Genomic DNA, 16,950 nt, shown 5'->3' with positions numbered 1-16,950 from the left:
CAGAACCCGAGGGGTTCGCGACGACGCATCGTCATGGCGCCGGGTGCGCGGCAGTGGACCGACGCTCGCGGAACGCGCGCATCGAGATGACGAAACCGGGTATGCGGAAGCGGCGTGGCGAGGTGATCGGCCATCGCAGGCGGGAGCGAATGCGGGGCGCGGCCGCGCCCAACCGGAAAGGACGGGCGGGGTGCGGACGAATCGCGGAAGAGTCGGATGGTGTGCGTTGTCATGTGAAGCCCAGGAGACATTGCGGATCAGGCGCGCGTTACGCAGAAACCCGACGAGCCTTGATCGGCCTCGCGCACGTAGATCGCCATCCAGTCTCGAATTTAGCACTGACAGCGGCAGGAAAGTATTCCCTGCGCATGATGGGGGCTATCAGCCGGCGGGCATGTGCGGCGCATGTCGATGCGGCCCTTTGAGCCGCCCAGCGCGAAACCAGGGAGGTAAACGAACGCGCCGCCCAGGGCGGGCGGCGCGGCGTGAAGCGGGAGACGTCGAGCGGTGTGGTGCGGAATCAGCGACGGATGCCGGGCCACGACACCTGGCGGCGGCGGTTGCGCCACAGGCTCGCGAGCACCGCGAGGAAGATCACGGCGAACGCGACGAGCGACCACTGCGGCAGCGTCAGGCCGAGAATCGGCGCGTAGGTGGTTTCGCACAGGCCCTGCACCTTGAAGATGCCGGGCAGCCAGTGCGCGGGCGGCAGGGCGTCGACGATCGGTTGCAGCGTGTCGAAACCGCAGCTGAAGCTCGGGAAGGCCTGCACCCACGCGAGACGCGCGGAGGCCACCATGCCGCCCGCCGCCGACAGCACGATGAGCGTTTCGAGCACGCGCACCCCGCGCCAGCTCGTCAGGCGCGCGCCGAGGAACGCGAACACGGCGATCAGCAGCGTGAAATAGCGCGTGAGAATGCACAGCGGACACGGGTCCTGATGCTTCACGTACTGCATGTAGATTGCGCCGGCCAGCAGCGCGAGGCAGATCAGACCAAGCAGGACCAGCAGGCCGCGTTCGCGGCGCAACAGCGCGTTATCGTCGTTCATGTGGCGTTTTTCTTCGGGTGAGTGGCGCAGCGCGCGCGACGGGCGCGGCGGCGACGGCGTGTCGGGATTCTAGCGCGAAGGTTGCGCCGCGCGAGGAAGCGGCTTGTCGCGGAACGTTGCGCGATTCGACGCGCGTGACGATCCGCGACTGTTTTAGCGTCGGCTAAGTCTCCCGAGCAGTTCTCCGATCAGTCTCCCGATCAGTCTCCCGATCAGTCTCCCGATCAGCCGCCGCCTGCGCCCGTAATTTCAGCGCAGCGGCGCGAGCACCGCTTCCACGCCGCGGCCGATGGCGAGCAGCGCGTCGTCGGCGTAGGGCGCGGCGGCCAGCATCAGGCCCACGGGTGCGTCGCCTGGATGATGGATCGGCAGCGACAGCGCGCAGGCGTCGAGGAAATTGAAGGCGCTCGGATTGCGCAGCACCAGCGCATTAATGCGCGCGAAGAAGTCGGCGTCGGCGGCGAGCGGGGCGACGGCGGGCGGCGCGATCGGCACGGTCGGCGCGATCACGGCGTCGAAGCGCGACCACAGCGTGGCCTGCGCCTGCTCCATCACGGCCGCGCGCGCGGCGATCAGGTCGATGTAGTCGGCGGCGGTCGCCGCCTCGCCCTTCAGGATGCGCGCGAGCACGCGCGCGTCGTACTCGCCGCGATGCTGCGCGATCAGCTCGCGATGCCACGCGTACGCTTCCATCGACGACAAGCCGATGCGGTTGATCTGCGCGAACTGCTCGAACGGCGCGAAGCGCACCTCGTTGACGATCGCGCCCGCGGCGTCGAGATGCTTGAGCGCCGTGTCGAGGCTTTCGGCGATGGCGGGATCGACGTCGTCGGTCACGTAGTTCGTCAGCACGCCGATGCGCACGCCTTCCAGATGGCGCGCGCCCGGCACGACCGGCGCGAGGCCGGCGAGCAGGCGGTCGACCAGCGCGCAGCACGCGACGCTGTTGCCGATCGGGCCGAACGAGTCGAGCGTGGTCGAGAGCGGCACGCCGCCGCTGCGCGGAATGCGTGCGGCGGTGGGCTTGAAGCCGGTCAAGCCGCAAAACGCGGCGGGAATGCGCAGCGAGCCGCCGGTGTCGGTGCCGAGCGCGACGGCGGCCATGCCGTCGGCGACCGAAGCCGCCGCGCCCGAGGACGAGCCGCCCGAGACGCGCTCGTCGCCCTTCACGTCGCGGTGGTACGGCGAGAGCGGCGTGCCGTAATGCGGATTGAGGCCGAGCCCGGAAAACGCGAACTCGCTCATATTGGTGCGGCCGATCAGCAGCGCGCCCGCGCGGCGCAGGCGCGCGACCACGGGCGCGTCGGCCTCGGCGGGCGCCGCGCCGGCGAGCGCCGTGGAGCCCGCGCGCGTGACTTCGCCCTGCACGTCGAACAGATCCTTCACCGACACCGGAATGCCCGCGAGCGGCGAGAGCACCGTGCCCGACGCGCGCAGGCGGTCGTGCGCGTCGGCGGCGGCGCGCACGCGTTCGGCGTCGACGTGCGTGAACACGGTCGCGCCCTGTCCGGCCGGATCGGCGATGCGCGCGAGCGCGGTTTCGGCGAGCGCGCGGCTCGTGGTGCGGCCCGCGGCCAGATCGGCGGCCAGCTGGGCGAGCGGCGGGAACGGCGCGAACGGGGAAGCGGAAGCGGGGGAAGCAGCGGAAGCGGTCATGGCGAGAGGCGGCTCGATGGCGGTTCGTTAAGCAGCGGTGGAGTGGCGCGGCAGCGCGGCGGCAAGGCGGCCCGGAGCGGGCATCGGGGGTGCGCGGCCCGCGCCGCCAGGGACACATCATTGTAGGCCGTGCTTTTTTCGATTGCGACGATTTGGCCGACGGCGATCATCGGGTAACATTCAGGCATCAGACAGCGTTTTGTAAGGAATATCGTACATGCATCAAGGAATCGGCTTCATTCAGGATCTGGCAGTGGTGATGGCGATCGCGGGGATCGTCACCGTGCTGTTTCATCGCCTGAAGCAGCCGGTCGTGCTCGGCTATATCGCGGCGGGCGTGATCATCGGGCCGTACACGCCGCCGTTTCAGCTGATCCACGACGAGCAGACCATCCAGACGATGGGCGAACTCGGCGTGGTGTTCCTGATGTTTTCGCTCGGGCTCGAATTCAGCCTGCGCAAGCTCTTTCAGGTCGGCGCGACGGCCATCGTCGCGGCCATCTCCGAAATCGTCGTGATGCTCTGGCTCGGTTACGAGATCGGCCGCGCGTTCGGCTGGGCCGCGATGGATTCGCTGTTTCTCGGCGCGATCCTGGCGATTTCGTCGACCACCATCATCGTCAAGGCGCTCGCCGATCTGGGCGTGAAGCGCGAACCGTTCGCGCAGCTCGTGTTCGGCATTCTGATCGTCGAGGACATTCTGGGCATCGCCATGCTGGTGCTGCTCGGCGGCATCGCGCAGACCGGCGAGCTGTCGCCCGGCATCGCGCTGATCACGCTCGGCAAGCTGCTGCTGTTCATGCTGGTTTCGCTGCTGGCGGGCATCCTGATCGTGCCGCGCGTGCTCGGCTACGTGGCGCGCGTGGGCAGCGACGAGATGCTGCTCGTCTCCGTGCTCGGCTTCTGTTTCGCCTTCTGCCTGCTGGTCGTGAAGCTCGATTATTCGATCGCGCTCGGCGCGTTCCTGATCGGCGCGGTGATGGCCGAGTCGCGGCATCTGGAGCGTATCGAGCATCTGGTCGCGCCGCTGCGCGACGCGTTCTCGGCGATCTTCTTCGTGACGATCGGGCTGATGCTCAATCCGCTCGTGCTGGTCGACTACGCGTGGCCGATCGCCGTGATCTCGCTCGCCGTGGTGTTCGGCAAGCTGGTGTCGTGCGGACTGGGCACCTTCCTCGCGGGCCGCGACGGCCGCACGGCGATGCGCGTGGGCATGACGGTGTCGCAGATCGGCGAGTTCTCGTTCATCATCGCCTCGCTCGGCCTGACGCTGAAGGTCACGAGCGGCTTTCTCTATCCGATCGCGGTGACGGTGTCGGCGATTACGACGCTGACCACGCCGTATCTGATCCGCGTCGCCGATCCGCTTTCGCAGCGCCTCGCGCGCGCCATGCCGCCCGCCGTCTCCAACGTGTTCGGCCTGTACAGCCAGTGGCTGCGCGCGCTGATGCCGCGCTCCAACGGGCCGACGCTCTTTTCGCTCACGCGGCGCATCGTGCTGCAGATCGCGGTGAATCTCGCATTGGTGTCGGCGATTTTCATCGGCATGTCGTATGGCGCGCGTTACGCCGCGCCGCTGATCGCGAGCTGGGTGCCCGACGAGCGCATCCAGCGCGTCGTGCTGTGGAGCGCGGCGCTCGTGCTCGCGATGCCGTTCCTCGTCGCCGTGTGGCGCAAGACGCAGTCGCTCGCGCTGCTGCTCGCCGAGGTGAGCGTGCAGCCGGAGAAGGCGGGGCGCTTCACGCGCGCGCTGCGCCACGCGATCGCGGAACTGGTGCCGGCCGTGTCGATGATCGGCGTGTTCGTGCTGGTGGCCGCGCTCTCGGGCACGATTCTGCCGCCGACGGGCTTCCTGATCGGCGTGCTCGTTTGCGCGGCGGTGCTGACGATGCTGCTGTGGCGCTGGTGCGTGAAGATCCACGCGAGCATGCAGATCGCGCTGCGCGAGACGTTCGACGAGCGCCAGGATTCGTGACCGTTGTGACGGCGCGCTGACGCCGCGTATGACACGCGTATTGCACGCGTGATGCCCGCATGCGTCGGGGCCGTCGGGGCGGCATGGCGCTTGCGGGGCGGTGCGCCGTGCCGCGCGCAGTGTCACGGAATGTGAGCAATTGTGCATTGGGGTGGCAACGGCCTGCGGTGCGACGCATAATCGGAGGCCTGTTCATTCGTTCGCGCGCGCGGCGCGCCCGTCCCCACGTCATGAGCGATAACAAGACCGACCACCCCGAGGTTCCCGACGGCGCTGGCCGTCCCGCCCAGTCCTCCGAGCCTGGCGCATCCGCTCCTCCTGCTTCGACGCCCGCTGGTTCCGCCACGGGTTCTGCTCCCCCCAGTCCTGCCGATGAAGCCGCGCGACGCGCGTCGACCGATGCGCCCGCGAGCGCGTCGTCGGTGACGTCCGACGTCTCCGGCGCGGACAGTTCGGGCGGCGGCGCCGACGAAGAACCGGGCGGCGGCCAGCCCGCGCAGCCCACCCACGCCGAGCAGGCGGCCGAGGCGCGCGAGTCTGCGGCGCGCGCGGTGGCGCGTCAGGAAGCCGAGGTGGCCGCGTCGCGCAAGCCGTCGGCGAACGTGCCGAAGGTGCACATCGAGGAAACCGCCGACGCCGGCCGTCAGGCGCCCGCGCCAACGGGCGCGCAGAGCGCGGCGGACGCCGCCGCGAAGACGCCTGCCGAACCGCCCGCCGCGCCTGAGCCGCAGGCTGCCGGCGCGCGGCCCGGCGCCGCGCCCGCGGGCTTTGGCCAGGCACCCGATTTCAGCGCGCAGAATCCGCCGCCGCCGGGCGCGCTGCCGCCCGATCCGCCGCGCTATCTGCGGCCGAGCGATTCGGCGTGGTCGGTGCTTGGGCGCATCATCGCGGCGCGCGCGCGGCAGATTTTCGACCGCGCCGGGCAGCGCATCACCCAGCGCACGCTGCGCATCGGCGTGTCGGCGCGCATCTTTCACCCCGAGCCGGGCGCGCAGGGTTTGCGCGGCAAGACGCTGCAATATCTGGAGGAATCGATCGCGCACTGGGTCATGTCGCGCGACGTGATCGTCTTCATGATTCCGACGGTCGGCCATCAGGGCATGCTGCATCCGAGCAATATTCGTCTGCGCGATTACGCGAAGCATCTCGACGGCCTGCTGCTGCAAGGCGGCGCCGACGTCTCGCCGCAGACCTACGCCGAAACCGCCGCACGCCCGGAGTGGCCCGGCGACCGCGTGCGCGACATGTACGAACTGGAACTGCTGCACGAGTTCATCGAGTCGGGCAAGCCGGTGCTCGGCGTGTGCCGCGGCTGCCAGCTGATCAATGTGGCGTTCGGCGGCACGCTGTACCAGGACATCGCCACCGACGTGCCGACTGCGGGCGTGCACGTGAGCGAGCACTACGATCAGCATCGGCACGCGATCACGTTCCCCGAGGGCTCGTCGCTGGCGAGCATGTTCCCGGGCCGCCGCGAGGCCGTCGTGAACTCGATCCATCACCAGGCGGTGCGCTCGCTGGGCCGCGATCTCACGGTCGAGGCCGTGTCGGCCGGCGACGGGCTGATCGAAGCGGTGCGCTATCGCCGTTCGCCGTTCGTGGTGGGCGTGCAGTGGCACCCCGAGTTCCATCGCGCGGGCGGCGCGGAGCTGCTCGACTGCACGCCGCTGCTCGATGCGTTCCTGCGGGCGGCGCGCGAGACACGGTTCTGATCCGCAGGTCTTGACGCGCGGGCCGGTGCACGCCGCGCGATCCAGCAAAAAAGGGGCGAGATGTTCGCCCCTTTTTTCTTGCCGGTCAGCGGACCGCGATTCCTGCAACGGGGTCAGTGATTTCAGATAAGCGTCGGATGGATTCTTCGGTTATCCGAATTTAATGCCGTTTTTGAGATTTTCGGGCGGCGATAATAAGCGGTTACGAGGAATCCACAACGGAACAGGCAGTCATGAAGCAAACCCTTCCCGTGCGCCGCGCCTTGCTGGCTGCCGCAGCCATTCTGTCGATGCAGCATGGTGCGGCCGCGTGGGCCGGCGCGCCCGCGAGCGAAGCCGTGCCGGTCGCCGGCAGCCGTCCGTCGCTCGACAGCCTGACCCCGCAGCCCGTCGACGCACTGCCGGCCGCGGGCATCGTCGACGATCAGGCAACGGTGGGCGCCACGCAGGGCGACGTCGCCACGCTGATGCAGCTGATCCACGATCAGCAACTCGTCGAAATGCGCACGACCTACAACGCCAGCTACGGCGCGAGCCTGTTTTTCTATCCGCCGGAGATGACGTATTACATCGTGCTGTTCCAGGACAAGCATTTCTGGCGCGTGATCCGTTCGCAGGACGAAACTCGCGCGGAAGCGATCTATGGGAACTTCGCGCAGCAGACGCAGCGGCTTTCGGACGTGGAAATCCGCCGCACGCAACTTGAGGCGCAGAAGGCGTTCATCGAGCGTGTGATCGCCATCAACGAAGATCGCGCGCGCCGCTTGCAGGCCGACCTCGACGTGGCACGCACGCAGCAGGCGCGCGTGGACGATTATCAGCGTCAGATGCAGGTCGACGCGCGCTCGCTCAACGCGCAGAAGGTGCAGGCGCAAACGCAGTTGCGCACGTTGCAGAATCAGGTGGATCAGTTGCAGCGCGAGACGGAATTGGGCTTGCCGGGATCGCGGCGATAGCCGTTGGTCGCGCGAAGGCGGCAGGAAGAAAAAAGCCCGGCAGATTGCCGGGCTTTTTGTTGGGGCGCCTGAACCGTGGCGCAGGTCCCGCGCTTATTTCGAGAAGCGGTCCGGGACTTCGGTCACACGGCGCTGCGAAACGTGGTTGACCCATTCCGTACCGTCCGCCGATGTCGATGCGCGGCTGGCCGATTGCGGCGCGGCGTGCGTCACGGCGTACGTGGTCACCGATGCGTAGTCGTCGGCTGCCTCGACGCTGTGCTGGCGCGGGGAATACATTTCGGCGGTCGAGTACGCGCCATGCGCGCGGCGTGTCACGGCGAGCGGTGCGCTGTGCTGCGGCGCGAACTCGTGCGCCGCGTGGCGGCTGGTGTTGCCGCGTGCGGTTTGCGTGCGGGTTTCGCGCGTTTCGCTTGACGCGGCCGATGCGTGACGCGCCTTCGCCTTGATGGCTGCGCGGCTGGCGGGCTCGGCCTTGGGCGCGAGCGTGGCGCGCATCGGGGTGTTCGGGTTGGCGGCCGCCGCGTAGTCGTGACGTTCGACGCTCAGGGGCGCGGCCTTGGGCGTGCGAAGGGCCGCGGCAGGCGTGGCCGATTCAGCGGGCTTCACGTTGGCGGGCAGGGCGGATCGAGCCGCCGCTGAGGTTGCTGCCGCTGAGGTTGCTGCCGGGATTGCCGCGGAAGTTGCTGCCGTAGTCGCAGCCGCGTTGGGCTGTTGCGCCACCACGGTGGCCCCGATCGCCACACCCGTTCCCACCGGTTTGCGCGGGGTGCTCGTGGCTGCGGCGTCGGTCGCCGGCGTGCCGCCGCGCGCGATGTGCGGTGCACTCGCAACGACGCTGCCCGAATAGCTCAGATCATGCGACGCGCGCGCTTCGGCCAGACGTTGCGACGCCGAAGCGTCCTGGTTGACCGGTGCTTTGGACGCCGCCTCGGGCGTGCGTTTGCTTTCTCCGACCTGCACATGACTGGCGACGATCCACGCAAGCAGCGCCGCGCCGCCGATGCCGACCGCGCTGGCCGTGAGCTTGTGATTGCGCGGCGGCGTGCGCTCGACGGGCGCGCTGTCTGCCGCCATCGACGCCGAAGCCGCCGACGCACCCGCCGCCTTGCGCTGCAACGACGCGGCTGCCGCCCGCTGCGCCTGCGCGACATCCAGCTTCGCGCCGACGGGCGCAGCGGCCGGGCGCGGCGTTTCGGACCGTGTGCGGCGCCCGGACTCCCAGCGGCAGACTTTGCGGAACGCTTCGGCGCTCAGGCAGACCGTGCGCAGCAGGGCGGCGTACAGCGCATGAAGTTCGGTGCGCAGGCTGAAGTGCGGCGGGATCAACGCCCACTCGCGGCCGAACGGCGGCGGGACGCGGTCGAGGGGGCGCATGTGGGGCAGGGCCAGTGCGCCTTCGACTTGAACTAACGGATAAGTTGACATGAGTCTCTCGCTGCATCGGCAAGGCGGGTGAGGCATGCCCTGATGGACGAAGCGCGCACGACTAGCTGGCCATTGAGCTGGCCAACGCGCGCCGGATTATAGAAATGGATTCTTAATCATGCGAGCGAGGCTACCGATGGTCTATCGGATAGGTCTGAAAAAACGAAGCTGACCCCACCACGACCCCACCAGGCCGTGACCAGCGCGCCGCTTATTTGCGCGCGTCGAGCCGATAGACGTAGCGCAGCGCCGTGATGTCGACGCCGCCCATGTGGTCGGGTTCGGCGCCCGAGTATTCCCAGCCCTGGCGTTCGTAGAACGCGATCGCGGGCGCGTTGCCGTCGAGCACATACAGATAGAGCTGCGATTCGCCTTGTCCGCGGGCCCAGCGCTGCGCCGCCTCCATGAGCGTCTTGCCCACGCCGATGCCCTGGTGCGCCGGCAGCGCGTGCAGATTGTCGAGCAGCACGCCCCACGGCGATTCGGGCTGGCGCTCGACGCAGACGAATCCCGCAGGCGTGCGGACCGCGTCATCGGCTTGGGTCTCGCTGTTCGAGTCGGCTTCGAGTTCGGCGATCAGCACGAGCCGGCGTTCCGCGCCGGGCGCTTCCATGCGCGCGCGCCAGTACGCGGCGCGCTCGGCGCCCACCTCCCGGTCGAGAAAGGCGGCGGGCAGCAGGCCGCGATACGTCGCTTGCCAACTGGCGGCGTGCATGGCAGCGAGCAGGTCGGCATCGGCGGCGGTGGCCGGGCGCAGGATCAGGGGAGCGGCGATGGGCATGCGAGGTGTCGGCGGCAAGTACGGGCGGCGTGGGACGGGCGGCGGCGATCGGAGCGGGCGCAAGCGCTGTGCAGGCGTGCGCTCAGCATCGCTCCGCCGCATCGGTCCACTATTGTGCACGATAGGCCAGCGCGTGCCGCCTTCAAAGCGCATGAAGCGAAAGCGTAATGAAATAATTGAATGGTTTTAGAAATAAATGCGAGACGTTGGCGCACGTTGCGTGTGGGTTGTGAGGTTTTCCCCGATATATGCTCGTCCGGGCCAGCCGGATAATGAGCGCCCGTCGGCGGAGCGCCCGTCGGCGCGTGCGCATCGGCGCCCATCGTTACCAGGTTGTCGCCAGGTCGTTGCCGGGCCGCCGTCCGGCTGTCTCTCTACGAGAACGTCATGTCTACCGCGTCCCACGCCGTATCGAGCGAATCGAAATTCAGGACCGTTTTCCGCGTGACGAGCGGCAACTTCCTGGAAATGTACGACTTCATGGTCTACGGCTATTACGCTTCGGCGATCGCCCGGACCTACTTCCCCAGCAACGACGCCTTCGCCTCCCTGATGCTCTCGCTGTCCGTGTTCGGCGCGGGCTTTCTGGTGCGGCCGCTCGGCGCGATCATCCTCGGCGCGTACATCGACCATCATGGCCGCCGCAAGGGTCTGATTCTGACGCTCGGTCTGATGGCGCTCGGCACGCTCGCGGTCGCGGTCGTGCCCGGCTACGCGACGATCGGATTCCTCGCGCCCGTGCTCGTGCTGCTCGGGCGTCTGCTGCAAGGTTTCTCGGCGGGCGTGGAACTGGGCGGGGTCTCGGTCTATCTCTCCGAGATCGCGACGAAGGGCAACAAGGGCTTTTACGTGGCGTGGCAGTCGGGCAGCCAGCAAGTGGCCGTGGTGTTCGCGGCGCTGCTCGGCGTGCTGCTGCATCGCATCCTGCCGGTCGAGGACATGACGGCGTGGGGCTGGCGCGTGCCGTTCATCATCGGCTGCTGCATCGTGCCGTTCCTGTTCTTCATCCGCCGCTCGCTGCAGGAAACCGAGGAGTTCGCGAAGAAGAAGCATCGTCCGTCGATCCGCGAAATCATGGCGTCGATGATGCAGAACTGGGGCATCGTGCTCGGCGGCATGGGCATGGTCATCATGACGACGGTGTCGTTCTACATGATCACCGCCTATACGCCGACGTTCGGCAAGGAAGTGCTCAAGCTCGGCGAACTCGATACGCTCGTCGTCACGGTCTGCATCGGCTTGTCGAATCTGTTCTGGCTGCCGGTTTCGGGCGCGATTTCGGACCGCGTCGGCCGCCGTCCGGTGCTGCTGACCTTCACCGTGCTGACCATCCTCACCTCGTATCCGGCCGTGCAATGGCTGGTCGCCGATCCGTCGTTCGGCCGCCTGCTGACGGTCGAGTTGTGGCTCTCGTTCCTGTTCGGCTGCTACAACGGCGCGATGGTCGTGGCGCTGACCGAAATCATGCCCGCCGATGTGCGCACGGCCGGTTTCTCGCTCGCCTACAGTCTCGCGACGACGATCGGCGGCTTCACGCCCGCGATCTCGACCTACCTGATTCACGTGAGCGGCAACAAGGCCGCGCCGGGCGCGTGGATGGGCGTCGCTGGCATTTGCGGTTTGATCGCGACGCTCGTGCTCTATCGCACGTCGGCGGCGCGCAATCAGTACAAGGCCGTTTGACGCATCGCGTTGCTTGACGTCCTTGCTGCACGCATAAAAAACCCCGCAAATGCGGGGTTTTTTATTGCCTGCGCGGCGCGGGCCGCGATACCTGCGTCAGCCTTCGCGCAACGCGTGCGCGACGCTCGCGACCACGGCGTCCCAGTCGCCGGGGCGCGGCTGGCGCACGAGGCGCGCGCGCGGATACCACGGGCTCGTGTCGGTGCCCGTGAACCAGCGCCAGTCGGCGGCGAACGGCAGCATAAGCCAGAGCTTCGCGCCCAGCGCGCCCGCGAGGTGGGCGATCGACGTGTCGATGGAGACGACGGCGTCGAGGCGTTCGATCACGGCGGCGGTGTCGGCGAAATCGTCGAGCTTGTCGCCGAGCCGATGGATCGTGCGCGCGCGCGGATGGGCGTCGAGCGCGGCGTGTTCGGCGGCGCTCAGATCCGGTTGCAGCACGATCCAGTCGATGCCGTCGAGCGCGAACAGCGGATCGAGCGCGGCGAGCGGCAGCGCGCGGTTTTCCTGCTTCTGGATCCGGCCCGACCAGGCGAGGCCGATCTTGCGCCGCGCCTGGCCGCCGAGCGAGCCGCGCCATTTGCGCCGATACGCGGCGGGCACGCTCAGATACGACGGGGCGGCGGGCAGCGTGTCGGGCGTGGTGCCGAGCGCGAGCGGCAGCGACAGCAGCGGAATGTGCAGGTCGGCGTCGATGCTGGCGCGCGGCGCGCCTTGCGGGATCAGCGCGACGCGCGCGGCTTCGGCGGCGGGCGCGATCAGCGGAATCAGCGGCGCCTGCACTTCGAGCACGACGCGCGCGCCGCTTTGCTGCGCGCGCGCCGCGATCTGGGGCGCGAAGCGCACGAACTGGAGCGTGTCCCCGAAACCTTGCTCGGCCTGGATCAGCAGCGTGCGGCCCGCGAGCGGCTCGCCGCACCAGCGCGGCAGCGCGCCGGGCAGGGCATCCGCGGACAACGCGACGGGCGTCCCGCGCGCGGCCGCTTCGTCGCGAAAAGCCGGATCGAGCCGCCATTCGTATTCGGGCAAGCCGCGCCGGAAGTCGCCGAGCGTGAGCCAGGTCAGCGCGCGGTTCAGGTGCGCGGCGGCCAGTTCCGGGCGCACGCGCAGCGCTTCGTCGAAGGCGCGCAGGGCGGCGGCGTGGCGGCCGAGCGCGTGATGCGCGTTGCCGAGCGCGAGCCAGGCGAGTGCGAACTTCGGATCGAAGCCGATCGCGCGTTCATAGGGACCGATCGCTTCGGCGTAACGCCCCTGCGCGGCGAGCGCATTGCCGAGGCCGAACAGCGCGGGCGGGAACTGCGGCTGCAAAGCCAGCGCCGCCTCGAATCCGGCGACGGCCTGGGCGTGGTAGCCGGTGGCGTCGAGCGTATTCGCCAGATTGAAGTGCGCCGCGACGAAGCGCGGCTCGCGCCGCAGCGCCTTCTGAAAGTGCTCGACCGCGCCCGCGCTGTCGCCGAGCGCGTTCAGCGCCATGCCGAGGTTGTTGTGCGCGCCCGCGTGGCCGGGGCGGATCTTGAGCGCGCGGCGGAAGGCTTCGGCGGCTTCGGCGTGGCGGCCGAGCGCGTGCAGCGCGTTGCCGAGGTTGTTGTGCGATGAGGCGTCGCCGGGCTGCAGGCGCACGGCGTGGCCGAACGCGTACATCGCGTCCTCGTGGCGGCCGATCGACGCGTAGGCGTTGCCGAGGTTGTAGTGCGCGAGCGCGAAGGCGGGCGCGAGCGTGAGCGCGTTGCGAAAGCGCTCGATCGCGCCCTCCAGCTCGCCGAGCGCCTTGAGCGCGTTGCCCAGGTTCAGCTGGAGCGCGGCGTCTTCGGGACGCAGCTCGACCGCGCGGCGAACGAGGTCCGCCGCTTCGGCGTGCTGGCCCTGTTGATGCCGCAGCACGCCGAGCAGATGCAGCGCATCGACGTGCACGGGATCGGCGGCGAGCGTCGCGCGGTAACCGCGCTCGGCATCAGCCAGCCGGCCGTCGCGATGTGCGGCGTACGCGCGGACAAAGACCTGTTCCATGAACCAGTGGCGAGACGTATAGAAAACGAACCCGCCATTTTCCCACACTCGGGGGAGGCTACCGCGAAGTTGAAAGGTAACGTTGCGGTTTTATCGCATCGCGCCTAACGTATGAATGACGGTTCATATGTTGCGGATCCTGACCATGCCGACGTTTTCCGCCGAATTTCGCGGCGAATTTCGCGGCGAATTTTCCACCGAATTTTCCACCGAATTTTCCACCGACGAGCGGGTCGCGCCGCTCGCCGATTTGTTCCGCCTGCTGGGTGACCCGACGCGCCTGAAGATCGTGCTGCTCTGCGTGGCGGGACGCCGCGCCGTGGGCGCGATCGCCGACGCGCTCGGACTCTCGCCATCGCTCGTCAGCCATCATCTGCGGCGCTTGCGCGCGGCGCGCATCGTGCGGGCCGAGCGCGAGGGCAAGCAGGTCTTCTACGCCGCCGCCGACGCGCATATCGGTGCGATGCTGGCGGGCATGCTCGCGCATGTGGCCGAACCGGTCTCGGCCGGGCAGGAGCATGGACGATGACTGCCGCGCACGAGCATCCGCACGATCACGGCGATGCGCACGATCACCACCGGCACGACGCCCAGCAAGCCGATCACGCCGATCACGACGGCCACGGCCACAACCACAGCCACCACCACGCGCCCGCCCCGGGCCATCACCGCGCGTTCGCGCTGGCCGTCGCGCTGAACCTCGTCATCGTGATCGCGCAGGCGGTGTACGGCGTGATCGCGCATTCGACCGCGCTGCTCGCCGACGCGGGCCACAATCTCTCTGACGTGCTCGGCCTGCTGCTCGCCTGGGGCGCCGCCTGGCTCGCCACGCGCCGTCCGTCGGCGCGCTTCACGTTCGGCTACGGCAGCTCGTCGATCCTCGCCTCGCTTGCCAACGCCGCGTTGCTGCTCGTGGCCTGCGGCGCGATTCTCGCCGAAGCGGTGGGGCGGCTCCTGCATCCGGCGAGCGTCGCGGGCTTCGACGTCTTCGTGGTCGCGACGCTCTGCATCGTGGTCAACGGCTTTTCGGCGTGGCTGTTCATGCGCGGCCAGGCCGACGATCTGAACATTCGCGGCGCGTTCCTGCACATGGCCGCCGACGCCGCCGTGTCCGCCGCCGTCGCCGTGAGCGGCCTCGTGATCCTCGCGACCGGCTGGAACTGGGTCGATCCGGCGATGAGCATCGCGGTCGTGGGTGTGATCGTCTACGGCACGTGGGGCCTGCTGCGCGAGTCGGTGCGGCTCGCGCTCGCGGCGGTGCCGCAAGGCGTCGACATCGAGCGTATTCGCGTCTTTCTCGCAGAGCAGCAAGGCGTGACCGACGTGCACGATTTGCATGTCTGGGCGCTCTCGACCACCGGCACCGCGCTGACCGCGCATCTCGTGATGCCCGCGGGCCATCCCGGCGACGCGGTGCTCGATGCGATCGTCAGCTCGCTCGGCGAGCGCTTTCGCATGACGCATGTGACGCTGCAAGTCGATCTCGGCACCAGCGCGCATCGTTGCTCGCTCGACGGCGCGACACAGATCCATCGCTGAGCTTTTAAGTCGTTACGTCGATACGCGGTCGCCGATGCGCCATGCGTGGCAGGACACGCTGAACCTGCCGGCGCCAGCCGGACAAGCGGGTTGCGGGCGTACACTACGAGTCATGTCGACCGCATGGAGGTCTGCATGACCGAGGCTTTCTCCCAGCCGTCCGTGCTCATCGTCGGCGCGGGGCCTACGGGTCTCGCCGCCGCGCTGAGTCTTGCCCGCGCGCGCATTCCGGTCCGCGTGATCGATCGCGCGCACACGCCCGGACGTTATTCGCGCGCCATCGGCATTCAGGCGCGCACACTCGAACTGTTCGAGCAGCATCGCATCGTCGAGCCGTTTCTCGAACGCGGCCATCGCGCCCACGTCGCCAATCTCTATTCGAACGGCCAGCGCCGCGCGCGGCTCGACTTCGATCCGCTGTTCACGCGCTATCCGTATCTGTTGTTCATCGATCAGACCGAAACCGAGCGCATCCTCGCCGCGCAGCTCGCCACCTTCGGCGTGCAGATCGAGCGCGGCGTGGAGCTGATCGAATTCGTGCAGGGCTCGGCGGGCGTGAGCGCCGACGTGCGCCGCGCCGACGGCCGCAACGAGGCGCTGCGCTGCGCGTATCTGATCGCCGCGGACGGCGCGCACAGCACGGTGCGCCATCAACTGAACATGAAGTTCGACGGCGAGACGCTCGCGCAGTCGTTCCTGCTCGCCGACTTCAGCGCGAGCACGCCGTGGTCTGACGACGAATTCCACATCTTCGCCTCGGGCGACGGGCTGGCCGCGATCTTTCCGTACGGCCATGGCCGCTATCGCCTGATCGCCGATCACAAGACGATGCTGCCCGCCGCGCCCGAAGGCGCGATGCCGGTGCCCACACTCGAGGAGTGCCGCGCGGTCGTGCAGCATCGCGTGCATCATCCGGTGTCGATCAGCGAGATGAGCTGGTCGTCGTACTTTCACGTCAACAGCCGCATGGTGCGGCAGCTACGCATGGAGCGCGTGTTCTTCGCGGGCGACGCGGCGCACGTGCACAGCCCGGCGGGCGCGCAGGGCATGAACACGGGTATCCAGGAAGCCTTCAATCTGGGCTGGAAGCTCGCGCGCGCGCTCGGCGGCGCGCCTGATCGGCTGCTCGACACGTATCACGCCGAACGCTATCCGATCGAGCGCATCGTCTTGCAGCAGACAAGCTTCATGACGCAGCTCGTCGAAGCCGATCACGGTCCGCTCAAGCTGCTGCGCGAGCGCGTGATGCCGGCGCTGGTCGCGCTCGGCCCGCTGCGCGACGCGGCGCGCCAGGCGGTCAGCGAGTTGTCGATTCAGTACCGGCGCAGTCCGCTCACGCTCGAACGCGTGCTCGACGGCGGTCCGCGCGCGGGCGAGCGCGCGCCCGATGCGCAGGTGCGCGTGGTCGACGGCCCGCTCGGCAAGGCGCCGGGCAAGGGGCGCATCTTCGATCTGCACGATCCGGCGAGCTTCTCGCTGTTTCTGCTCGTCGACGACGAGGTGGCGCGCGAGATGGATGCGATCGCCGAAGGCGAGGGCACGAGCGCGGGTGCGAACGCGAAGAACGGCGTCGAGGCTTTGCGCCGGTTCACCGAAGCCGTCGAAAGCGTGCTGCCGCGCGCGGTGCGCGTCTGGTGGCTCGCCGATCTGCCCGAGGGCGAAGCGCCGCCCGTCGATGGCGGCGCGGCCTCGCTCGGCGATGCGTATGGCCGCACGCGGCCCGCGTTCTATCTCGTGCGGCCCGATGGCTATCTGTGCGCGCGTGGGCGTCCGCATTCGGATCTCAACGGGCTGTTGCGGCATTGCGAGACGTGGTTCTCGCCGGCATCGTCGCCGCATCCGGTTGCGGAGTAAACGTGAAAACGCCGCGCGGCCCGTCGAGGCCGCGCGGCGTCTTATCTACAGATAGTTAGCGTAACTAGGCAGCCGCAGGCGCCAGCGCCGCGCGATGCGTCGAGAGCGCCGCGAACACGATCTCGCTGAACCCCGCCTCTTCCTGCGCGTGACCGTCGAGCGCCGCGAGCAGCGTGCGGCGCATGCGCGGCTCCCAGAACTTGCGGATGTGCTCGGCAATCCCGAACAGCGCTTCTTCGCGATCCGGCAAGGAATCGAAGAACATGCCGATCTGGTTCGCCATCTCGATCAGATGATCTGCTTTCATC

The 16,950-nt window shown here is 68.5% G+C and carries 13 protein-coding genes; 7 read left to right on the top strand and 6 right to left on the bottom strand.

The annotated features are described in order from the left end of the window. Positions 1-520: 520 nt before the first annotated feature. Positions 521-1,051 (bottom strand): disulfide bond formation protein B, encoded by a 531-nt coding sequence (locus U4Y88_RS08090; protein WP_321783288.1) that lies wholly within the window; start codon positions 1,049-1,051, stop codon positions 521-523. A gap of 249 nt (positions 1,052-1,300) precedes the next feature. Beyond that, the gene (locus U4Y88_RS08085) at positions 1,301-2,707 is read right to left on the bottom strand and encodes an amidase (RefSeq protein WP_321783286.1); all 1,407 of its coding nucleotides are present in this window, start codon (positions 2,705-2,707) and stop codon (positions 1,301-1,303) included. A gap of 217 nt (positions 2,708-2,924) precedes the next feature. On the opposite strand from U4Y88_RS08085, the gene U4Y88_RS08080 reads away from it, so the two are divergent. The 3 genes from U4Y88_RS08080 (at position 2,925) to U4Y88_RS08070 (ending at position 7,350) form a co-directional block, all read left to right on the top strand. After that, positions 2,925-4,682, top strand: a complete 1,758-nt coding sequence (locus U4Y88_RS08080; RefSeq protein ID WP_224011423.1) for a cation:proton antiporter — start codon at positions 2,925-2,927, stop codon at positions 4,680-4,682. Positions 4,683-4,912: 230 nt separating this feature from the next. After that, positions 4,913-6,394: a gamma-glutamyl-gamma-aminobutyrate hydrolase family protein gene (locus U4Y88_RS08075; protein ID WP_321783285.1), complete on the top strand. Its 1,482-nt coding sequence runs from the start codon at positions 4,913-4,915 to the stop codon at positions 6,392-6,394. A 233-nt stretch (positions 6,395-6,627) separates the two neighbouring features. Next, positions 6,628-7,350, top strand: a complete 723-nt coding sequence (locus tag U4Y88_RS08070) for a DUF2968 domain-containing protein (RefSeq protein ID WP_321783283.1) — start codon at positions 6,628-6,630, stop codon at positions 7,348-7,350. A gap of 93 nt (positions 7,351-7,443) precedes the next feature. Here the strand turns inward: U4Y88_RS08070 and U4Y88_RS08065 are convergent, their stop codons facing one another. Both U4Y88_RS08065 and U4Y88_RS08060 read right to left on the bottom strand, forming a co-directional pair. Continuing rightward, on the bottom strand, positions 7,444-8,727 hold the full coding sequence (locus tag U4Y88_RS08065) for a hypothetical protein (protein WP_321783281.1): 1,284 nt from the start codon (positions 8,725-8,727) through the stop codon (positions 7,444-7,446). Between the two features lie 262 nt (positions 8,728-8,989). Continuing rightward, entirely contained in the window at positions 8,990-9,559 is a 570-nt protein-coding gene (locus tag U4Y88_RS08060; RefSeq protein ID WP_321783279.1) for a GNAT family N-acetyltransferase, read from the bottom strand. A 387-nt stretch (positions 9,560-9,946) separates the two neighbouring features. On the opposite strand from U4Y88_RS08060, the gene U4Y88_RS08055 reads away from it, so the two are divergent. Further along, a complete protein-coding gene (locus U4Y88_RS08055; RefSeq protein ID WP_310631453.1) occupies positions 9,947-11,242 on the top strand; it encodes an MFS transporter in 1,296 nt (431 codons plus the stop codon). Between the two features lie 96 nt (positions 11,243-11,338). On the opposite strand, the gene U4Y88_RS08050 is transcribed toward U4Y88_RS08055, so the two are convergent. Next, positions 11,339-13,249 carry a tetratricopeptide repeat protein gene (locus U4Y88_RS08050; protein WP_310631452.1) on the bottom strand — a complete coding sequence of 637 codons (1,911 nt, stop codon included), beginning with the start codon at positions 13,247-13,249 and terminating at the stop codon, positions 11,339-11,341. Between the two features lie 145 nt (positions 13,250-13,394). Between U4Y88_RS08050 and U4Y88_RS08045 the strand changes: the two genes are divergently transcribed. The 3 genes from U4Y88_RS08045 to U4Y88_RS08035 all read left to right on the top strand — a co-directional run bounded on the left by U4Y88_RS08045 (position 13,395) and on the right by U4Y88_RS08035 (position 16,642). Continuing rightward, positions 13,395-13,778 carry a metalloregulator ArsR/SmtB family transcription factor gene (locus tag U4Y88_RS08045; protein WP_321783277.1) on the top strand — a complete coding sequence of 128 codons (384 nt, stop codon included), beginning with the start codon at positions 13,395-13,397 and terminating at the stop codon, positions 13,776-13,778. Then, positions 13,775-14,788 (top strand): cation diffusion facilitator family transporter, encoded by a 1,014-nt coding sequence (locus tag U4Y88_RS08040; protein WP_321783275.1) that lies wholly within the window; start codon positions 13,775-13,777, stop codon positions 14,786-14,788. The genes U4Y88_RS08045 and U4Y88_RS08040 overlap by 4 nt, the downstream gene beginning before the upstream one ends. 135 nt (positions 14,789-14,923) lie before the next feature. Then, complete coding sequence (locus U4Y88_RS08035) at positions 14,924-16,642, top strand: FAD-dependent monooxygenase (protein WP_310631450.1); 1,719 nt, start codon at positions 14,924-14,926, stop codon at positions 16,640-16,642. A 64-nt stretch (positions 16,643-16,706) separates the two neighbouring features. Here U4Y88_RS08035 and U4Y88_RS08030 read toward each other — a convergent pair whose 3' ends face one another. Next, complete coding sequence (locus tag U4Y88_RS08030) at positions 16,707-16,949, bottom strand: formate dehydrogenase subunit delta (RefSeq protein ID WP_224012206.1); 243 nt, start codon at positions 16,947-16,949, stop codon at positions 16,707-16,709. Between the last annotated feature and the right edge of the window lies 1 nt (position 16,950).

Source organism: Paraburkholderia sp. J94, assembly GCF_905220285.1.
Taxonomy (GTDB): domain Bacteria; phylum Pseudomonadota; class Gammaproteobacteria; order Burkholderiales; family Burkholderiaceae; genus Paraburkholderia; species Paraburkholderia tropica_A.
This window is presented reverse-complemented; position numbering and strand designations above follow the sequence as displayed.

Bases quoted from the DNA above. Each gene is read 5' to 3' on its own strand.
- U4Y88_RS08030 (WP_224012206.1), bottom strand. From the start codon at position 16,949: ATGAAAGCAGATCATCTGATCGAGATGGCGAACCAGATCGGCATGTTC.
- U4Y88_RS08035 (WP_310631450.1), top strand. From the start codon at position 14,924: ATGACCGAGGCTTTCTCCCAGCCGTCCGTGCTCATCGTCGGCGCGGGG.
- U4Y88_RS08070 (WP_321783283.1), top strand. From the start codon at position 6,628: ATGAAGCAAACCCTTCCCGTGCGCCGCGCCTTGCTGGCTGCCGCAGCC.
- U4Y88_RS08060 (WP_321783279.1), bottom strand. From the start codon at position 9,559: ATGCCCATCGCCGCTCCCCTGATCCTGCGCCCGGCCACCGCCGCCGAT.
- U4Y88_RS08045 (WP_321783277.1), top strand. From the start codon at position 13,395: ATGCCGACGTTTTCCGCCGAATTTCGCGGCGAATTTCGCGGCGAATTT.
- U4Y88_RS08080 (WP_224011423.1), top strand. From the start codon at position 2,925: ATGCATCAAGGAATCGGCTTCATTCAGGATCTGGCAGTGGTGATGGCG.
- U4Y88_RS08065 (WP_321783281.1), bottom strand. From the start codon at position 8,727: ATGCGCCCCCTCGACCGCGTCCCGCCGCCGTTCGGCCGCGAGTGGGCG.
- U4Y88_RS08050 (WP_310631452.1), bottom strand. From the start codon at position 13,249: ATGGAACAGGTCTTTGTCCGCGCGTACGCCGCACATCGCGACGGCCGG.
- U4Y88_RS08085 (WP_321783286.1), bottom strand. From the start codon at position 2,707: ATGACCGCTTCCGCTGCTTCCCCCGCTTCCGCTTCCCCGTTCGCGCCG.
- U4Y88_RS08040 (WP_321783275.1), top strand. From the start codon at position 13,775: ATGACTGCCGCGCACGAGCATCCGCACGATCACGGCGATGCGCACGAT.
- U4Y88_RS08090 (WP_321783288.1), bottom strand. From the start codon at position 1,051: ATGAACGACGATAACGCGCTGTTGCGCCGCGAACGCGGCCTGCTGGTC.
- U4Y88_RS08075 (WP_321783285.1), top strand. From the start codon at position 4,913: ATGAGCGATAACAAGACCGACCACCCCGAGGTTCCCGACGGCGCTGGC.
- U4Y88_RS08055 (WP_310631453.1), top strand. From the start codon at position 9,947: ATGTCTACCGCGTCCCACGCCGTATCGAGCGAATCGAAATTCAGGACC.